The organism is Phaeodactylibacter xiamenensis (genome assembly GCF_965229835.1).
Lineage (GTDB): Bacteria > Bacteroidota > Bacteroidia > Chitinophagales > Saprospiraceae > Phaeodactylibacter > Phaeodactylibacter xiamenensis.
The window spans coordinates 5,518,381-5,538,069 of the sequence record NZ_OZ245931.1 but is presented as its reverse complement, the minus strand read 5'-3'; the positions used below and the strand labels follow the sequence as shown (position 1 = coordinate 5,538,069).

Below are 19,689 nucleotides of genomic sequence, written 5' to 3'. Positions count from 1 at the left end.
CTCATTTGTATTTATCGCCAAAATCGGGCCAAGAGACAAATTCGCCGCAGACCGGTTTGGTGAATGCGCTGACTACGCCAGTAAGACCGGTAACGTCTACGATAGACACTATGCTTAGCACATCCTGTGCTATGGTCAACTGATTGGTAGAAGCCATTTCGGCCAACTGGATATTGGCCCAATAGGCCTTGAGGTATCGTGCCGTGGCTGGATGGAAATTATCGTCAATTTTTTTATTAATTGCAGTGCTAGTCACCTCTGAGAAATCCTCTGCGTACGCTGTGTAGAAATCCATAGCGGAGGTGTATACCGCTTGCGTCACTTCGTGTGCATCCTTTACTGTGCTGTAAGTTTCTCTAGCCAGCTTCCCGTTTTTGGAGTTGTAGGCTTTTTTTACTACTGTAACGCCCTTTTTGCCCGTTTCGACTACCTTGTCCATTTTGTTCACCGCAGAGATTAAGGCCTTTCCTACCTTCGTTGAGGAAGTCAGGGTTTTACCGGCAAACTTCACGGTCTCCCCAGCTGCTTTTGTACTCGCTGTGGCAGGAGAGGCCATGCCTAGTGTAGCAATGTTTACCGCTACCATGGCCACTGAGAACACTTGGTCAAAAGTTGAGCTTGCGCATTCCGTATCATCTTTGGCACAGCCAGCGCCACAGTTTTTCCAGCCCGGGTCGCAGTCTTGCCAACATACCGGCCCCACCCCGTGATAACCTGTATTGCACTTCGGATAGCACAGCCCGGCAGGCCCGCCCGTTTCATCCCGAATAGTACCTGGTGGGCACGTGCTCAATTCACCGACACCCCGGCCGTAGGAATGCTTGGTACAAGACACGCCGATATCGGCGCCTAAGTGCGGCGGGCAGTCCGGAGAACAAACGCAGCAACCGACAGCATGATAGCCCGATTTGCACTTGGGGTAGCACATGCCCCCATTCATCTCTTCATTGCGTTTGCAGGTAATCGTAGCGCTGGTAACTTGAAGCTCCCATAACCAGAAGGCTCTATTGTCACACCAAGCTGCAGTGCCTACGCCCCGCTGCCAAAACCCCTTCGGGCACTTGACATCCGGAAGCCGGCCGGCCCCACGGCCATAAGGTGCCGGTTTGGCGCAAAAGGCTCCATCGTCACGGAAGCCACTCGGGCAGTCCTGCCAGCATACGGGCCCCACACCATGGTAGCCTGTATTGCACTTCGGGTAACAAAGCCCGGCCGGCCCACCAGTTTTATCCTTTTCCAGAGAGCTATTCGCACAGTCGCTTGGAATTTCTCCCACCCCTCTAGGGTAGCTGCGCCGATAGCAGTACGGCAGACGTTCTTTCTCTACCTCGTACTTTATCCATTTCATGACCGCCGTAATGTCCTGCGGGTGCATATCCGGCACATATTCATAGATGGTGTCGCCGGAAACTTCATAGGTCACCTCTGGGACAACGGCAGGCTCAGCCGTCGGCTTAGTCCCTGGATTGACGGTTGCCTCCGTTTCTTGCTCAGTGGGCACTGGAACCCTAACTGGTGTTTCCGCCCGCTGGTCTTTAAGCGTACCGCAACTGGAAACAATAAGTGCTAACAAGACGATGATTAAATTTTCTCGTAGTCGCATGTTGATGTTTTTCGTTAATTTGATAAAGGTTTAGTACAGCTGCAAAGATGGCATAGCCACTCGCACCCGTTTCTCAAAAAGCTGGACAGGATTCGCAAAAGGCAAAAAGGAAGCAAAATCGCCAATCCAGCAGTATGGGGAGGAATCTGATCATTCCATTTTACTAATGGCTTTTACATAGCGGAGCGACTGCCCGCTCAGGCGCACGAAATACAAGCCCGCTGGCTGGGTGCTTAAATCCAACGCTACCGGCTGCCCCTCAGCGAAGACCTCCCGCCGGAGCACAGATCTTCCCTGTACATCCAGCACCTCCAGATCGTAGGTGCTGCCCACCGGAAAGATATCTTTAGTCTCTACGTAGAACCAGTCCAAAGAGGGGTTAGGATAGACTGTAATGGTCTCGGTAATGCCGACTTCCGCGCTGGTGCTTGTGCTCAGGTCACTCCAGGCCATCACATCATCAAAATACCAGTATTCGGTATCGCTGGTGTAGCTGGGCCCCCAGTGATTATGCGTGAACCTTAGCCGCTCATAGACGCCGCCAGGTCTCCCGCTGAAATCGAAAACCAGTTGAACCCAGGTATTGACATCCTCAGGACCATACTCCACAAATATTCTGTATCTATCCACACCCGGGGGCAAGTCGACATCGTCCAACATGAAACTGACCGCCCCGGTATCGCTGCAAAATACTTTTCGAGTCATCACAGGATAGAGGTCCAGCGGGATTTCCGGCACGTCAGCTTCTACCCCCGCCCAGCGCGGAGCGATAGCTGGCTTATACACCAGGCCAACGCTGTCGCTCATGTTGATTCCGGAAGGAGAAGGATTGGGAACCTCCTCAAATACAGCATCATTATGCGGAACGAATTCCAAATCCCGGGTATCAAAGTCTACATATAGATACGATTCCGTTATATCAACCGGAAGTTCATAGGTCTTGGTGCCACAGGAGGTCGCAACCGCTACGCTGATGAGGCCGGAACTCGTCCCGAAGTCAACCTGTATAGAGGGAGTGCCTTGCCCGGAGAGGATGCTCGCATCAGCGGGGATCGACCAGGTAAAGGTATCGCCTGCATCCTCCTCAATAGAATACGTCTGGTTGTTCGTATTGGGGGGCACGTACGATTGGCCGCTCATGGGATAGGTCCGCAGCGCTACGGTCAGGGTGTCGCTGAAGGTCTCGCCACAGGTGCTGTTGAAAGCGACGACCACTTCTCCCGGATCGCAGCCCCAGTCCACCACAATCTCGTTACCGTCTTGTCCGGAGACAATGCTGGCACTCGCTGGTACTTCCCAGGTAAAGGCGCCAGCACTTGCTTGCGGAAAGGCGTATGTAATACCCATTTGATTCTCAGTGACAGTTTCCGGACCCGATAGAGTAGGCGTCACAAAGTCGGGCACGGTGTAAACCAGGTTCGCGCTGTCACAAGGAGTTTGTAACTCGAGGGAAACATCGCCGGGAGTACAGCCCCAGTCCACGGTGATTGCATGAGTGCCCTGCCCAGAGGTAATGGTTGCATCCGCAGGTACTATCCAGTTATAATTAGCGCCGTCAATGTCAGGGGCCTGATAGGAGCGCCCTGCCGCCTCTACCGTGGGTTGCTGGCCCTCGATCCTTATTCTATCCGGCCGGTTATACACCCGTACGTAATCCACCTCCAGGGTCTGCGGCAGCACGGCAGGGTCCACATCTCCCGGCCAGTTTCCGCCCAGGGCTAGGTTAATGATGAGGTAAAAATCTTCCTGGAAAGGCGCCCAGGGGCCAATATCATCGGGTGTGAGCTGATGGTATTGGATACCATCTATGAACCATGTGATGGAATCCGGCTCCCATTCCATGGCGTAGACGTGGAAATTGTCGGCCAGTATCTGGCCCGCAGGCAGGTCATAATATCCAGATTCATTGTCGTACGGCATACCGGTATGAACGTTGCCCACAAGCTGACCCGGATTGCTTCCGATCATCTCCATGATATCCATTTCCCCACTTCTGGGCCAGATGCCATAGACCGATTCGGTCGGGAGCATCCAGAAGGCGGGCCAAACCCCCTGCCCCTGCGGAAGCCTCATCCGGGCCTCAAAGCGGCCGTAGCGGAAGTCAGCTTTTCCCTGGCTTATGATCTTGGCGGAAGTAAAGTCACTAAAAGCAATGCTATCCTCCCGCCCGGTAATGACCAGCAAGCCATTTTCTACCTTGATGTTTTCGGGCGCGTCAGTATAGAACTGCCACTCATTGTTTCCCCAGCCACATAAATCCGGACAACCGTCTCCGAGGTCGTAGCTCCAATTATTGGTGTCCAGGGCCGTGCCGTCAAATTCGTCGGCCCAGATGAGTTCCATGCAGGGCTGCGCCTGTATCTGCGCGGGGATGCTGGTCAATAAACAGCTGAATAGTAAAAACCTAATTATTCGGTCCATGCGGTTCATAGCTCAGTTGTTGTTTGGAAGATAGAAAAGAAAGATGGTGTGATTTGAGTAGTAAAATGCTTTGCTGCAATATCGGCCGTGCAGTGAAAGCACTCCTTCACTTATTCCCCATAGGACAGGAAATCTTAGCACCTATTTTGCACAGGCCATCTTAAAAACCAAGTAAATAATTGATAAACAACTACTTGCGTATATCACTAGGGGGATAACCAAATTCCTCTGAAAAAACCCGGCTGAAGTAGTTAGGGTCACTGAAACCTACGTTGTAGGCCACTTCTGAAACGTTGAGATCGCTGTTCTCCAAAAGTGTAGCCGCCCGTTGCAGGCGAATGAGCCGGATAAATTGGCTAGGGGTCTTTCCCATCAACGCCTTGAGTTTCCGGTTGACCTGGGTGTTGCTGAGGTTGGCAGCCCGGCAGAGGTCGTTAACCCCTAGTTGGGAATCGTCAATGCGCTCCTGGACGGTATGGATAAGCTTTTGCAAGAAGGCCTCATCCGGATTGGGGGCTTGTTGTTGAGCAATATTCTGGATGAGATGCTTGTCGCCGGAATAGCGGTCTTTCAGGGCTTGCCGAAGCTCGCGCAGTTTTTCCAGCCGGATGAAGAGTTCTTCCTTTTCAAAGGGCTTCGTCAGATAGGCGTCCGCCCCGCCCCGAAGGCCCGCGAGCCGATCCTCTTTACTTGAACGGGCAGTCAGCAGAATAATCGGGATATGGCTGGTCCGTTCGTCCTGCTTCAGCTGCTCGCAGACTTCGTAACCATCTTTTTCCGGCATCATAACGTCGCTGATCACAATATCCGGGACCAATTCCTGTACCCGCTCTATGCCGGTCTGTCCATTGCGCTCAATATGAATATGGTACTGGCTCTGCAGCAGGCCCGAGATGTAGGTGGCCACGTCTGCGTTGTCTTCGATGAGGACGAGGATGGGCCGGTCCCCTTCCTTTTCGCTTGCCAGCGAAGGCGGTGAAGGATGGAGTGTCCCTACAGGCACCGTAGGATCGACCTTTTCGGGCGCATAGGGCATCAGGGGAGCCTGATGGCTAATAGGCAAGCAAACCGTAAAAATGGTCCCCTTACCGGCTTGGCTAACCACAGCAATCTCTCCGTTCATTAACCCAACCAGATCCCGGGTGAGAGACAAGCCAATGCCTGTACCCTCTCCCTTTCGTGTGGAGGAGGTATCTACCTGGTAGAAGCGGTCAAAGATATGAGCCAAATGGGCTTCGGCTATCCCAATACCGGTATCCTGCACCTTGAGTTGGAGCGAATCCTGGCCTTTGACCGTTCGCCGGGCCGCGTGAAGCACTACCTTTCCTTCTTTTGGTGTGAACTTCAGTGCGTTGGAAAGCAGGTTGTACACGATATGCTGGATTTTAGCTTCGTCATAGTCCATCACTAATTCCTCAACTTCGGGATAAAACAGCAGACGAATCTCTTTTTCCTCAGCCATGGAGAAGAAGGATTCCGTCAGATACTGAAGGAAAGGGATGATGTCACCCTGCAACAGGTCCAGCTGTAGCTTGCCCGACTCTAGCTTGGAGAGGTCCAGCATCTGATTGATCAGGCGGAGGAGGTTTTGGCTATTACGGCGGATCAGTTCGCGCTGCTGGCCATGCCCCCGGATCTGCTCGGCCATCCCAAGGATTACCGTCAGCGGGGTGCGAAACTCATGGGTGATGTTCGCGTAGAGCCGCGCCTTGGCTTCGTCCAGTTCCTGAAGCTGCAACGTCTGAGCCTCGGCAGCCTCAGCCCGCAGGTTGACCTCACGCAAATGGGCTCGGGCGCGTTCCGCACGGATCAGGCGGCGGCGCTGCAACCGATCGGTCGCAAAAAGGGCACCCACGATCAACACTCCATAGGCGATGAAGGCCCAAGGCGTTCGCCACCAGGGTGCAAGGATAACAACCTCCAGTCGGGCAGCTTCAGCACTCCAAACCCCATCCGGATTAGCGGCCTGCACCTGGAAGGTGTACTGTCCGGGCGGCAGGTTGGGATAAATGGCGGTGCGTTGTGTCCCCACCGCGCGCCACTCCGTCTCATAGGGCGTAAGTTTATACCGGAAGCTATTGTCTGCCGGGCGCTCAAAGTGCAGCCCGGCGAATTCAAATGTAAGGTCATTCTCATCGTGAGAAAAGATAGCTTCTCTGCCTTCAATCTGGTAGTGGTTGGCGTGGGCACCCGGACGCACCTCAAACATCTGATCAAATATCTCTAAACTGTGGATAACGGGCCGGGGCGCCACGGAGTCAACAAAAATCCGGCTGGGATCAACCTGAAGAATACCCCCATTCCCTCCAAATAAAAGTTTGCCGTTGAGCAAAGCAATTGCGGCCTGTGGATAAAACGTGTAGATGGGCGGTGCCTGAGTAGGCTTAAACGTCCGGATAACGGTGTTACCTTTCTCCATCCAGGCGATGCCTTTATTCGTCGCTATCCACAACCGGCCCTCCTGATCGGTGATAAGGCTTCGGATCAGGCTCCCCGGCAATCCATCTTCCCTGGTGAATACCGTATAGTCTTGAGTGACCGCGTTAAACTTTATCAGCCCCAGACTATTGGAGCCCAGCCATAGCTCATCAGGCCCAAGATTCAAAATAGTCTCAATATTATAGCCGGTTAGCACTGCTTCTGTCTTACGGGACTGAACATTAAGCCGGAATAATCCGCTGGGCGTCCCCAACCAGACCATATCCTGCTGGTCAGGTACAATGTCCAGCACCTCCTGAAAGGGCGCGGACAATTGCCGGGGAAGATCTGTGGTGAGGTCTGATTGCGCATCCCAGTAAAAAAGCCCTTTTGGGGTGCCTACCCAAATCGTACCCGCCTCATCCTCATGGATAACATTAACCGGAAAACTAAGCTGGGGGTCAGGCCTGGCGAGGATAAGAGAACGCTCCTTCTCAAGGTCTACCTGAACAAGACCGCGTTCATTGGTACCCACCCAGAGCTCACCAGGGCCTGGCTTATGCAGCGAGAGCCCCATTGAGGACAGCCCACCCTTGTCCGGTAATTTCTGCCCGAGTTCAAACAGTTGGCGCTCCCCCTTAGCACTGTTGAGACGCTCCAGCCCGGCCCAGGTGCCCGCCCAGATTTGGCCCTGTTCATCCAGCAAGAGCGCCTCTACATGCAGATCATGCAATTTAGGCTGCCCGTTCTCACCATGCCCAATAACCTCAAAAGCCTCAGGCTGGGGACGGATATGATTTAGGCCATTCCAGGTACTTACCCAAAGCCCCTTTTGGGCATCTTCGAAAAGAGACCAGACAGCCAGGTCAGTAAGGCCGCCATTTGCTCCTGCCCCCTGGCTAAAATGGGTGATGGCCCCGGTCTTGAGGTTATAGCAATCCAGCCCACCCAGAAAATTTCCAATCCAAAGGTTCCCATGGGTATCTTCATGAAGAAAGCGCACCCCACCGGGATCCGGGCTATTTCGCCCATTACGCAGGGACTGTTCAAAAAGGCGACGCCCGTTCGGATGATCCTCCGCCGGATAAAAACGATCTGTTTTCCGATCCAGAAATTGTACGCCCCCTGCCCAGGTAGCTACCCAAAATACGCCTGCCTGATCTTCATACAAGCTGATGATCTCATTGTGCGCCAGGCTGTATGGATCATCCGGGTCGTGCAAATACCGGATAAAGCCATCATGATCCGGGTCATACCGGTTCAGCCCACCATAATTGAGCTCCCAGTCAAAGGGAGACCCCATCCCTATCCAGAAGTCACCGGACCTGTCAAGATAAAGCCGGCTGGGATTGTTGGCAGTCAGGCTGTAAGGGTCCTCCGCCCGGGGAAGATACCTTACAAAAGCATCCGTTTCAGGGTCATAGCGGCTCAAACCACCCAGTCCCTTGCCCATCGCTACCCACAGCCGCCCCTGAGCATCCTCCTGCATATCTATTACCATAAGGCCCGAAAGGCTCGTCGTGTCTTCAGGATCATGATGATAATGATGAAAGGAATCTGTTCGGGGATCGTAGCGGTTTAGGCCATTCCAGGTGCCAACCCATAGGGTGCCGACCTGATCTACATAAATTTTTTCTACGGTATTATCAGACAGGGAGCGGCTGTCTTCCGGATCATGCTGGTAAAGGCGCAGGGTATAGCCATCGTAACGATGGAGCCCCTCCTGAGTACCAATCCAGATATACCCCATAGTATCCTGGGCAACAGAAATGACTTTATCAGCCGCCAGGCCATTTGCCGGCGTAAAGTGCTCTATGGAAACCCGGGCTTTCGTTCCTGATGAGTAAGGTACCTGAGCCTCCGCTTGCTTTTGGACAAACAACAAAACGAGTGCTACCCAAAGCTTGATGGATAAACAGGGGTTTCTCGTTTTGAATGATGTGGAATCCATAAAGGTGTTTTAACTCCAATCCACATCAAAGATACAAAGTCCTTTAGCCCTATTTTTACTTAAATTGGAAAGGTTGGTTTACCGAAAGTCTTATTATCTGGACAAGAAGCTTTAATACCCATTCTGACCTGCATCACAGGAAGCAAAGGCAGATGAACACCTCCTACTCCTCATCCTCCACCCGCAACGACAGTACCCCCGCCAAAATCATACTCGCCCCACCCACAATCAGGGCATAAATCGCCAGCCCGTCGAAGAAGTAGCCTACGATAAAGCCGAGGATGGTCGCCGCCACAATCTGCGGAATGACAATGAAGAAATTGAAAACCCCCATGTAGTAGCCCATCTTGTCGGCAGGCAGGGCACCAGCCAGCATAGCGTAGGGCATCGACAAAATGCTCGCCCAGGCAATACCAATACCGATCATAGGCAGCAGGAGCAGGTCCGGGTTGCCCAGAAAGTAAATGGAAATGAGGCTGAGCCCGCCAATCACCAGACAGACCATATGCGTGAAGCGCCGGCTGGTGCGTTTGGCAAGCCAGGGCAGTCCAATGGCTACTACCGCAGCAATACCATTGTAGACGGCAAACAGCAAACTTACCCAGTCTGCGCCTTCATTGTAGGCTGCGGAGGTCGCATCGGTAGCGCCGTAAATGTGGCGGGTCACAGCCGAGGTGGTGTAAATCCACATGGAGAACAGGGCAAACCAGGAGAAAAACTGCACGACCGCCAATTGTTTCATAGCGGTGGGCATACGCAGCAGGTCACTCATGATGGTCACGAAGCCGTTCTGGTAATTGCCCTTACGCATCATCCCACCGGCAGCCAGCCAAAGCAAGCCCACGGCTACCAGCATGGCCGCCAGGACATATAGCTCTTTGTTCAAATCAGCCTGTACCAAACCGATAACCGAAATAATACCCAGACCCGCCGCAATGCCGCCCGCCCGGTTCATCATACCGCCCCGCTGCTGCAGTTCGCCCGACGAAAGCGCTTCGATAGGCACTTCGTCTTCTCCGGTATCGTCAAACTGTTTCAGCTGCTCCGGCGGGTATTCATGGGAGCGGAAGACCGTCCACAGTACGGCCAACAGGAAGACCATAGCGCCCAGGTAGAAGGACCACTTTACGGAATCGGCAATTTCACCCTCAGCGGCAATATTGCTCACTCCGAACCAATTGGTCAGCACCCAGGGCAGCATGGAGGCAATGACCGCACCAGTCCCGATGAAAAAGCTCTGCATCGCGAAACCGGTGGTGCGCTGCTCTGAAGGCAGGTTGTCCCCCACAAACGCCCGGAAAGGCTCCATGCTGATGTTGATGGAAGCGTCCATGATCCACAACATACCGGCTGCCGCCCACAGGGTTGGCGAATTGGGCATAAAGCATAAGGCAATGGAGGCCAGAATAGCACCAACGAGGAAGTAAGGCCGGCGGCGCCCCAAGGTCGGATGCCAGGTACGGTCGCTGAAGTACCCTACAACAGGCTGTACCAAAAGCCCGGTAAGCGGTGCCGCAATCCAGAGGATGGGAATCTGCTCTACATCAGCCCCAAGCGTTTCAAAAATCCGGCTGGTGTTCGCATTCTGAAGCGCAAATCCAAATTGGATGCCCAGGAAGCCGAAGCTCATGTTCCAGATTTGCCAGAAGGTTAGGCGGGGTTTGGAAAGGCCCTTAGCTGCCGGTGTGGTTGTTGATGCCATATGTTTTTTGTTCGTTGGTTGCTGTTTTAAGCCTTGGGCAGGGATTCCAGTATGCCTTTCAGCCCTTTGCGCACTCGTTTCAACCGCTTGATCATCTCTGCTTTTTCTTCCTCCCTCTTCAGGTGGCGGCGGATTTCCTGCCGGGCGCCATCAATGGTGAAGCCTCGTTCCTTAACCAGCTCATAGATCAGCTGCAACTGCTCCAGGTTTTGGGGTGTAAAACGGCGCTCGCCTTTACTGTTCTTGTGCGGCTTCAGAAAATCAAACTCCCCTTCCCAAAACCGGATCAATGACTTCGTCACCTCAAACAGCTCCGCCACTTCACCGATAGTGTAGTAGCGCTTCATGTGGTCCGGATCATCAAAAATGGGCAGCTTTTTCATGGAAGTCGTTTAACAAAGTCACCGTTTCAAGGTAAGAAAAAAGCTTTACTTACTCAGCTTTTCCCGCAGCAACTGATTCGTCATCTTGGGATCGGCCTTGCCGCGGGAGGCTTTCATCACCTCTCCCATAAAGAAGCCAATCAATGCCTTTTTGCCTTTTCTATAACGGGCTGCCTCGTCCGGATTGCCGGCGATCACCTGATCGATAATGCCTTCCAGGGCGTTGGCATCGGAGTTTTGGAGGAGGTTGAGGGATTGGGCCAGCTCAAGGGGCGCTGTTTCAGGAGATTCCAGCATCGCCGGGAACAATTGCTGATAGGCTGCGGTATTCGACACCTTGCCTTCTTCTATCAGTGCCAGCAGGCGGGCCAGTTGATCAACGCCGAGTGGGAAAGCCGACAGCTCAATACCGGCTTCATTGCAGTAAGGCAATACCTTGTTGATCATCAGATTGGCAGCAGCCTTGTACAAATCGGTGTGCTGCGCCAGTTCCAGGAAAAAGAGGGCAGGCTGTTGTTCCTCCGTGAGCAGGTTGACATCGTAAGCCGGAAGCCCGTACTTCTCAGACAGGCGTTCCCGCAGCTGCCAGGGCAAAGCAGGCAGCTCCTGATGATAGCGCCTCAGGTCATCGGCATCCACTATGATGGGTGGCAGGTCAGGCTCCGGGAAGTAGCGATAGTCGTGCGCATTTTCCTTGTCCCTCAGGGGGGAAGTCCGCCCTGTATCCGGATCAAAATTCAGGGTTTCCTGCCGCACTTCGCCTCCGCTTTCGATCAGGTCAATCTGCCGCTTCACTTCGTATTGGATGGCACGGCGGGCATAGCGCATGGAGTTGAGGTTCTTAATCTCACAGCGCTCCCCAAATGCCTGCTGCCCCTTTGGGCGCACCGAGACATTCACATCACAGCGCAGAGAGCCTTGTTCCATATTCCCATCCGATACCCCAAGATAGCGCACCAACTGCCGCATCGCGGTCATGTAGGCATCCACTTCTTCTGCGGAACGTAGATCAGGCTCCGAGACGATTTCCAGCAAAGGCACGCCGGCCCGGTTGAGGTCAATCTGAGAATAGGGTCCATCGGTTTCGTGTATGGACTTGCCGGCATCTTCCTCCATGTGGATGTGGTGGATGCGGATGGCCTTCTCTCCGGCTTCCGTCGTAATCTTCAATTGCCCGCCTATACAAATGGGCTTGCGGTCCTGCGTGATCTGATAGCCTTTCGGCAAATCGGCATAGAAGTAGTTCTTGCGGTCAAAGGCATTGACCATATTGATCTTGGAGCCCAGCGCAAGCCCAAGTTTGATGGCGTATTCCACCTGCTTTTTATTTAGACGGGGCAGGGTGCCGGGATGCCCCAGGGAAACAGGGCTGATGTGCGTATTCGCAGGCGCCCCAAAGGCGGTGGCGTCTCCGCAGAAAGCTTTGCTTGCGGTATCCAGTTGTACGTGGACTTCCAGACCGATGACGGTCTCGTACTGATCGTAAGGCATATCTAGACGGATTCTTTGCCTGTAAATGTACGACGGTAAGCTCAGAACGTCAAAGTCGTCAGCACTGCAGTAAGGATTAGGAAGAAAGTAAATAACGTCAGATAAGCGAAATTGATAATACAAAACTTGGTAAAGGTCTTGATCCTGCCCTGCCGGTAAAACCGCCGCATGGCCTTGTACAAGTATAGCATGATACCCAGCATCCCCAGTGGAATGGCTACTTCACCGGACTCAAAATAGCCCGGAAACCAATAGGCCAGCATCAATAACAACGATACCAGAAGGAAGGCAAAAGCATGGTAATGAAAACTAAAGACCAGGTGCTCCACATAGTAGTGCCCCCGCCGGATGTAGAGCAGCTTCAGGATCAGGGCAAGCGCGGGCATCATCAGCGCCACCATCCAGATCAGCTTACCCAGTGCAAAACGGGTAAAATCGCCGCCTTCCCGGTTGAGCTTGGCAATTTGCCGAACCTGCAATTGATGCCAAAACCCTTCCACACCATAAGCGCCCGGCAGGCTATCCAGCGGCACTTCAATCAAATCCTGCTTGGAAACGGGTAGATTAACGGATTCGAAAGTCCCGAATTTATTACTATTGGTAAAATATACCAGATTAAAACTGTCTTTGCGAGGGTCTTCCAGCTTAGCCTCCAGGGTATCTAAAGCCTCCTTTAGCTGCGGCACTTGAGCGTATTGGGCTTCCAGGTTTGCCCGTACAGTATCCAGGTCGGTGCGGAAATCACTGTAAAAGGCCTCATACCGCGTCTCATTGGCCATATCGTCCATCTGATCTTCCAGCTGCCCAAACGCCAGGTAGCCCAGTACCGCAAAGTGGATCACCGCCATTACAAAAAACAAACGGGTGGGCGGCACATAGCGTTTCTGCTGCCCCCGGAAGTAGGCTTCGGTAAGCTTACCGGGAATAAAAAGCGCTCCCAGGGTCTTGAAGATTTTAGAATCGATATTGAGTATGGATTCAAAGAAATCACCGATCAATTGCCAAAAGGTCACCTTCCCATCGGTGTATTTCTGACTGCAATGACTACAGTACTCCCCATGCTCCGGTAGCGGGTAGTAACAGTTGGGGCAGTATCGTTGAGACATGGCAAGGTGGTTATACACTTAACGGCCCCGGCTACGTAACGTGCCGGATTTGTTTTATTTTATTGAATCTAAGCTCAATGGATGACCAGGATGCATCAAATCTATCAAATTTGGCTGATTACTCTTAAAAGATTCCAGTCTAGAGTTAATTGGAAATTATATACTCTCTCTTTAATGCCATAAAGATACGATCACCTCACATGCCTGATACGATTTGATACGAAAATATTCGATTTTGATACGATCTGGCACCCAACAAAGTGGTCGCCTACTAGCGTTGACAGCCAGCACGGGGAACGATAGATATTCGCCCGGAGGCTTAACCCACAATAAAAATAGGCAATCCCTCCCAGAATCAGGCATGCTTTTCGATGAAGGCCTTCAAATATCCGGTCACTGTTTTCGGCTGCTCAATGACAACGGCATGCCCTGCCCCGGGAATTTCCGTGTAGGTGGCGTTGGGGATATGCGCTTCCATGATGCGGCTGTAGGCCGGGGTCTTGAGCACATCGCTACCGGCTCCGATGAGTAAAGTCGGGCAGGAAATCGCGCCGAGCGACTCCGGCGACATGTGAAAGCCCAAAAAGGCATCGCACAAGCGCACAAAGCTGGTAAAAAAGTCGTCCGGCAACTTACCAAATTCCGCCTTCCGGCTATCGAAAAAGGTGCCGGTACGTTCTAAAAAATCCCCACTGTAAGAACAGGTTGCCACAGCATCGTAGAGCAATCCGCGGTCCACCTCAGCCAGGTCGCGCCAAAGCCGGACCTGACGCTTAAGCAGCGCATCAGACCAGGGCACGGATGCAATAACAGAAAGGGACTGCACCCGCTCCGGAAAGGCTTTCGCAAACAGTAGCCCTACCTCGCCTCCGTAGGACGTTCCAATAAGATGGCAGCGCTCCAGCTCCAATGCATCCAGCAAAGCCTTTAAGTCGGCAAGGTGGCCTGCCATTGACCAGTCTTCCGGAAACACTTTACTGCTGTACAATTGCCCCCGGAAGTCATGCAACAGGCAGGGATATATTTTGGAAAGCGGGCCCGATTGCCCCTTCCATGACCGCAGGTTCATCAGAATCCCGTTGAGGAAGACCAGCGGGGCACCGTCTCCATCGGGCTGCCAGTCATAGGCCAGCCGGCTGCCATCAGACAGGGGCAGGTTTTCCATACCGGGCATTATTGTTTTTTGCTCAGCGTGCCGTCTTCACCCAGAATCAGAGGCGACTCGGGGAAGTCTGCGGCGTTGAGGCGCTGCAGGGTCTTGATCGCCCGGTTTTGGGCGTCTACTTTAGGGCCGTGGTTGTAGCTTTGGTAGACCGGCGTAACTTTGCCGCCCACAAACTTCCCTTCCGCATCCACCTCGACTTGCACCAGAGGGGCAATCCCGGCTTCTCCCCGAAGGTTGAAGCGGCCATAGGTGCAAAAGTTACCGAGGCTGTAGCAAATCAGACGGTCATTGTACAGCTCCATCGCACGGGTCACATGAGGCCCATGCCCAAAGATGATATCCGCACCGGCATCCACCATAGCGTGGGCAAATTCGTATACGTTGCCGCGGTTCTCACCGTAGTAGGTCTCGCGGGCGCGTGGAACATGCTGATGCTTGGCGCCTTCCGCTCCCCCATGGAAGGAAACGATGACCACATCGCATTCGGCTTCGAGTTTGCCCACGATTTCCCGGGCTTTGGCGTAGTTGTGAATGCTTACCGTGCCTGAGTTGGGCGCAAAAGCCGCCATGCCCACCTTGAGCCCGTTCCGCTCAATGATAGCGTACTCGTCTGAGCCAGCCAGACCAGCATAGGCAATACCCACCTCATCCAGTACTGCCTTGGTGCGATTACGGCCCGTCAGCCCAAAGTCGCCGGAGTGGTTATTGGCAATACTGAGGAAGTCGAAACCCGCCTTTTGAAAGTGCTTCGCGTAGCTCTCCGGAGAGCGGAACACATAACAGGCATCCGGGTTGTTGCAGCGCTTGGCGGTGCCGCCCTCATCCAGGATAGTGCCCTCCAGGTTGCCGAAGGTGACATCTGCATCCCTGAGCAAATCTTCCACGTGCGCCAGCATCGTTGCGCCGCCCTGTGGGGGCAGATAGGAGGCTGACGGATAATTGGTACCGAGCATCATATCCCCTACCCCAACAAAGGTATAGGTGGATGGCGCAACGGGTGCCTGCACAGCCTGTGCGGTATCCGCCGGTATCGTATCCTGAACCACCTTGGCCAGGGTAGCCCTGCTTTCTGCATTCGTATTCGCTTCTGCCTGACAGCTGCTCAGCATCAAAAAAGCGAGCAGTGTCATAATCTGATGTGGTGCAAAGCAAAAAAGACCTCCTGAACGGAAGCCTTTTTTGCGGCCAGATGATAATCGTGCCATTAAGTATATTTTCCTGATTGTTTAATCAAATGATTGGTTTGGCATTTCCGCCGCACGGACCAGCTCCTGATACTCCTCAGGCGTCAATCCATCCATACAATAGTGAATAGGGTTGACTTTTTCGCCATTCACCGTAACTTCATAGTGGCAGTGAGGCGCTGTAGATGCGCCTGTATTGCCCACCAGACCGATCTGATCACCGCGTACCACCATATCGCCCTCCTTGACATCAATGCGCTTCATGTGCGCATAGAGGGTTTGATATCCGTAGCCGTGGTCAATGATCACCCGGTTGCCGTATCCGGTGCCCCGCCCGGCTTTGATCACTTTACCTGCACCGGTAGCCTGAATTGGAGTACCTTTTGGTGCTGTAAAGTCGATACCATAGTGCATCTTGGGTATTTTGTAGATCGGATGGATGCGCCGTCCAAAACCAGAAAGCAAGCCAACCTTGCGTGCCAGCTTATCAGAACGGACAGGCTTGATAGAAGGAATAGCGGCAAGCATTTTTTCCTTCTCTTTAGCCATATTAAGGATAGTATCGAGGGAGCGGGACTGAAGGTCGAGCTGACGCTTCAGCATGTCCACATCCTGAGAAACTTCAGCCATAAGATCTCCTGTAGAAAACTGACGAAGGTTCTCGTACTTATCGTGACCGCCAACGCCGCCTTCCCAGACCCCCTCATCGATAGGGTCCATTCCGAAGACCATGCGGTGCGCATAAGCATCGCGCTCCTGTACGCCATTGAGGACAGTACGAAGCTGTCCCAATTCTTCCTGCAGTTCCTTGTAATTTTCCTCCATGAACTTGATCTCCTGCCGGAGCGCCCGTTCCTGTGGGGAAGGCAGCCATTTATCAGCTGCTACTTTGAGGAAAAATGCAGCAACAACGACTGCACAAGTAAACCCAAGCCATCTCAACACTTTCTGCGTCGTCGTCTCCTCTACTTTTTCGTATCGGAGCGTCTGCGTGTTGTAAACAAATTTTTCTTTTCCCATGCGTGTTATGTCTTAGCCAAATGAAACCAAAAGTCAGTTGTCAAATCCAATGCCATGCCGGCACTTTTTTGAGTAAATAGTTACTGAAATTTAGGTTCCCCCCGCAAGCACACTTTGTGTTCCCTCCAAAAGTGGCTTAACGTAGCTTGTGTTCGTTCTCAGTTCCCGGTTCAGCTTTTACCGGGCAGCGCCAAATGTAACTGCCACTTTTGGCATTACAAAACGTAGCGAACTACTTTTGCACTTTTTGTAATCAAAAAACGAAACCTTGACCCATGTGTTTACAAAATAATGAAACTCAATCCATGCAAAATACATGTCTCGAAGGGTAAATGGGGTTGAGTGTATATAGCAAATTGGGTAATCAGAGGATTGTTCATCCTGTTCATGGGTAGGATTCGGTTTTACCGATTCACAAATATGCGCAAACAACTTAGGAAATCATCATTATTTAAGAATATTTAACATTTCCTTTTCCTGCAATAAATAGCCGTTCGGAGCTTTCCAAAACTGCAGACTTACTGCTATCTTCGCCCCTTCAAAAGCAAGAAATACATGACCGCACAAGAGATCAGACAGGCTTTTCTGGATTTTTTTGAATCGAAAGGGCATAAAATTGTCCCTTCAGCTCCTATCGTCAGCAAGGATGACCCGACCCTGATGTTTACTAATGCCGGGATGAATCAGTTCAAAGATTACTTCCTGGGCAACCAAACGCCCGAAGTGCCGCGTATTGCGGATACGCAAAAGTGCATGCGGGTATCCGGTAAGCACAACGACCTCGAAGATGTGGGCCGCGATGGTACCCACCACACGATGTTCGAAATGCTGGGCAACTGGTCCTTCGGCGATTATTTCAAAAAGGAAGCCATCGCCTGGTCATGGGAACTGCTAACCGAGGTCTACAACATCCCCAAAGAGAACCTCTACGCCACCGTCTTTGGGGGCGACGAGGAAGAGGGGCTCCCTGCCGATGAAGAGGCCAAGTCTTTCTGGCTGGAATACCTGCCGGAGGACCACATCCTCTACGGCAATAAAAAAGATAACTTCTGGGAGATGGGCGATACAGGTCCCTGTGGCCCCTGCTCCGAAATCCACATCGATCTGCGCAGCGATGCCCGCAAGGCAGAAGTACCGGGCCGGGACCTGGTGAATATGGACCACCCGGAAGTCATCGAAATCTGGAACAACGTCTTCATTCAGTTCAACCGTAAGGCGGATAGCTCACTGGAAAAGCTGAAAGCCTCTCATGTCGATACCGGCATGGGCTTTGAGCGCCTCTGCATGGTGCTGCAGGGCAAGACCGTCACCTACGATACAGATGTCTTCACCCCCATCATCCGCAAAATCGAAGAATTGACCGGCAAAAAATACGGTGGCAGCTTTACCCCGGACGCCAAATCAGACATGGCGATGCGGGTGGTGGCCGATCACCTGCGGGCTGTGGCCTTCACTATTGCCGATGGGCAGTTGCCAAGCAATACCGGGGCGGGCTACGTTATCCGGCGTATCCTCCGCCGGGCGGTACGGTACTACTATTCCTTCCTCGATGTAAATGCCCCAATGATCCATCAGCTGCTGCCGGTAATGGTGGCCGAAATGGGCAATTTCTTCCCTGAACTCAAAGCGCAGCAGGGGCAGATCGCCAAGATCATTGAAGCAGAAGAAAAGACCTTCCTGAATACCCTCGAAAAAGGCATTAGCCGCTTCGAAAGCATTGAACCCAAAGACGGCGTCATTCAGGGAGAAGATGCCTTCAGCCTTTACGATACCTACGGTTTTCCCATCGACCTTACCCGCCTGATGGCCGAAGAGCGGATGCTGAAAGTGGATGAAGCAGGCTTCGAAGCCGCACTCGCAGCCCAAAAAGCCCGCGCCCGTGCTGATGCTCACAAAAAAGTAGGCGACTGGCATATCGTCCGCGATGGCGAAGAAGTGGAGTTTGTAGGTTATGACCACCTGATGGTAGAGGGCGCTCACGTTCTCAAATACCGAACTGTCGATATCAAGCAGAAGAAACAATTCCAGGTGGTCCTGAACCGTACCCCTTTCTACGCAGAGAGCGGCGGACAGGCAGGGGATACCGGCCTGCTCTTCTTCGGGGAAGAGAAGGTGCCGGTCATTGATACCCAAAAGGAAAACGAGCTGATCATTCACATCGTCAAAGCCTTCCCGGAAAATATAGAAGCGCCGGTACGTGCCGAGGTGAATACAGTCAGGCGGCAGGCTACCGCGAGCAACCACTCCGCCGTACACCTTATGCACGCTGCCCTGCACGAAATCCTGGGCGAGCATGCACTGCAGAAAGGGCAGAACGTAGACGACAAACGCCTGCGCTTCGACTTTTCCCATTTCCAAAGTATGACAGCCGGGGAAGTACAGCAGGTGGAAGACCGCGTCAATGCGCAAATACGCCGCAACATTCAGCTGGAAGAAGAACGCGAGGTGCCTATCGAAGAAGCCAAAGCCTCCGGTGCGCTAATGCTATTCGGTGAAAAGTATGGAGATAACGTCCGCATCATCACCTTCGACCGCGATTTCTCCCGCGAGCTTTGCGGAGGTACGCATGTAGCTGCCACTGGTGAGATCGGCCTCTTCAAAATATTGTCTGAAAGCGCCGTTGCTGCCGGGGTACGCCGTATCGAAGCGGTTACAGCCGACCACGCGGCGACCTACATCCAAAAGGAACTGGACGCCCTGCAGGACGTGCGCCAACTGCTGAAAAGCCCAAAGGATGCCGCCAAAAGTGTGGCCGCCCTTCAGGATGAAAACAAAGCCCTAAAAAAAGAGGTGGAGCGCCTGCGCACCGAACAAGCCAATGCCCTCAAAGGCGGGCTGAAGGAAAAGGTGGAAACCATTGGCGATGTCAATTTCCTCAGCGCCAAACTGCCACTTGATGATGCCAATGCGATAAAAACCCTCGCCTACCAACTGGAGGAGGAGCTGGGCAATGCCTTCATCATTTTTGGAGCAGTAGCCAACGGCAAGCCACAGCTCACCATTGTAATCAGCAAATCATTGACGGAAAGCCACGGCCTGCATGCCGGGAATATGATCCGGGAACTGGCCAAGGCTATCAAAGGTGGCGGAGGCGGACAGCCGTTCTTTGCTTCTGCGGGCGGTAAAGATGCCAATGGTTTGGACAAAGCACTGGCCAATGCCAGGGATTTGGTATTAGGTTAGGAAAGGCTGGAGGGCTAAGACTATGTTGGGAATATACCCGATAGAAAAGGGCAGCCACCAAT

The 19,689-nt window shown here is 52.8% G+C and carries 11 protein-coding genes; 1 reads left to right on the top strand and 10 read right to left on the bottom strand.

Annotated features, from left to right (window positions below; translation table 11 throughout):
* Nucleotide 1 precedes the first annotated feature (1 nt).
* The 10 genes from ACO08I_RS21070 to ACO08I_RS21025 form a co-directional block, all read right to left on the bottom strand.
* A complete protein-coding gene (locus ACO08I_RS21070) occupies nucleotides 2–1,603 on the bottom strand; it encodes a hypothetical protein (RefSeq protein WP_282783082.1) in 1,602 nt (533 codons plus the stop codon).
* A gap of 150 nt (nucleotides 1,604–1,753) precedes the next feature.
* Nucleotides 1,754–4,024, bottom strand: a complete 2,271-nt coding sequence (locus ACO08I_RS21065; protein WP_282783081.1) for a family 16 glycosylhydrolase — start codon at nucleotides 4,022–4,024, stop codon at nucleotides 1,754–1,756.
* A gap of 190 nt (nucleotides 4,025–4,214) precedes the next feature.
* Nucleotides 4,215–8,393 carry a two-component regulator propeller domain-containing protein gene (locus ACO08I_RS21060; RefSeq protein ID WP_282783079.1) on the bottom strand — a complete coding sequence of 1,393 codons (4,179 nt, stop codon included), beginning with the start codon at nucleotides 8,391–8,393 and terminating at the stop codon, nucleotides 4,215–4,217.
* Nucleotides 8,394–8,556: 163 nt separating this feature from the next.
* Nucleotides 8,557–10,095, bottom strand: coding sequence for an MFS transporter (locus tag ACO08I_RS21055; protein WP_421946986.1), 1,539 nt, complete (start codon nucleotides 10,093–10,095; stop codon nucleotides 8,557–8,559).
* A 26-nt stretch (nucleotides 10,096–10,121) separates the two neighbouring features.
* A complete protein-coding gene (locus ACO08I_RS21050; RefSeq protein WP_421946985.1) occupies nucleotides 10,122–10,478 on the bottom strand; it encodes a MerR family transcriptional regulator in 357 nt (118 codons plus the stop codon).
* Nucleotides 10,479–10,523: 45 nt separating this feature from the next.
* Nucleotides 10,524–11,969 (bottom strand): Asp-tRNA(Asn)/Glu-tRNA(Gln) amidotransferase subunit GatB, encoded by a 1,446-nt coding sequence (gene gatB / locus ACO08I_RS21045; RefSeq protein WP_421946984.1) that lies wholly within the window; start codon nucleotides 11,967–11,969, stop codon nucleotides 10,524–10,526.
* 41 nt (nucleotides 11,970–12,010) lie between these two features.
* On the bottom strand, nucleotides 12,011–13,075 hold the full coding sequence (locus ACO08I_RS21040) for a DUF3667 domain-containing protein (RefSeq protein WP_421946983.1): 1,065 nt from the start codon (nucleotides 13,073–13,075) through the stop codon (nucleotides 12,011–12,013).
* A 355-nt stretch (nucleotides 13,076–13,430) separates the two neighbouring features.
* Nucleotides 13,431–14,240: an alpha/beta fold hydrolase gene (locus ACO08I_RS21035; RefSeq protein ID WP_282775654.1), complete on the bottom strand. Its 810-nt coding sequence runs from the start codon at nucleotides 14,238–14,240 to the stop codon at nucleotides 13,431–13,433.
* Between the two features lie 8 nt (nucleotides 14,241–14,248).
* Nucleotides 14,249–15,445, bottom strand: coding sequence for a CapA family protein (locus ACO08I_RS21030; protein ID WP_282775655.1), 1,197 nt, complete (start codon nucleotides 15,443–15,445; stop codon nucleotides 14,249–14,251).
* 21 nt (nucleotides 15,446–15,466) lie between these two features.
* On the bottom strand, nucleotides 15,467–16,444 hold the full coding sequence (locus ACO08I_RS21025; RefSeq protein ID WP_282775656.1) for a M23 family metallopeptidase: 978 nt from the start codon (nucleotides 16,442–16,444) through the stop codon (nucleotides 15,467–15,469).
* Between the two features lie 555 nt (nucleotides 16,445–16,999).
* Between ACO08I_RS21025 and alaS the strand changes: the two genes are divergently transcribed.
* A complete protein-coding gene (gene alaS, locus ACO08I_RS21020; RefSeq protein ID WP_421946982.1) occupies nucleotides 17,000–19,627 on the top strand; it encodes an alanine--tRNA ligase in 2,628 nt (875 codons plus the stop codon).
* Nucleotides 19,628–19,689: the final 62 nt, after the last annotated feature.

Bases quoted from the DNA above. Each gene is read 5' to 3' on its own strand.
- ACO08I_RS21070 (WP_282783082.1), bottom strand. From the start codon at position 1,603: ATGCGACTACGAGAAAATTTAATCATCGTCTTGTTAGCACTTATTGTT.
- ACO08I_RS21065 (WP_282783081.1), bottom strand. From the start codon at position 4,024: ATGGACCGAATAATTAGGTTTTTACTATTCAGCTGTTTATTGACCAGC.
- ACO08I_RS21060 (WP_282783079.1), bottom strand. From the start codon at position 8,393: ATGGATTCCACATCATTCAAAACGAGAAACCCCTGTTTATCCATCAAG.
- ACO08I_RS21055 (WP_421946986.1), bottom strand. From the start codon at position 10,095: ATGGCATCAACAACCACACCGGCAGCTAAGGGCCTTTCCAAACCCCGC.
- ACO08I_RS21050 (WP_421946985.1), bottom strand. From the start codon at position 10,478: ATGAAAAAGCTGCCCATTTTTGATGATCCGGACCACATGAAGCGCTAC.
- gatB (WP_421946984.1), bottom strand. From the start codon at position 11,969: ATGCCTTACGATCAGTACGAGACCGTCATCGGTCTGGAAGTCCACGTA.
- ACO08I_RS21040 (WP_421946983.1), bottom strand. From the start codon at position 13,075: ATGTCTCAACGATACTGCCCCAACTGTTACTACCCGCTACCGGAGCAT.
- ACO08I_RS21035 (WP_282775654.1), bottom strand. From the start codon at position 14,240: ATGGAAAACCTGCCCCTGTCTGATGGCAGCCGGCTGGCCTATGACTGG.
- ACO08I_RS21030 (WP_282775655.1), bottom strand. From the start codon at position 15,445: ATGGCACGATTATCATCTGGCCGCAAAAAAGGCTTCCGTTCAGGAGGT.
- ACO08I_RS21025 (WP_282775656.1), bottom strand. From the start codon at position 16,444: ATGGGAAAAGAAAAATTTGTTTACAACACGCAGACGCTCCGATACGAA.
- alaS (WP_421946982.1), top strand. From the start codon at position 17,000: ATGACCGCACAAGAGATCAGACAGGCTTTTCTGGATTTTTTTGAATCG.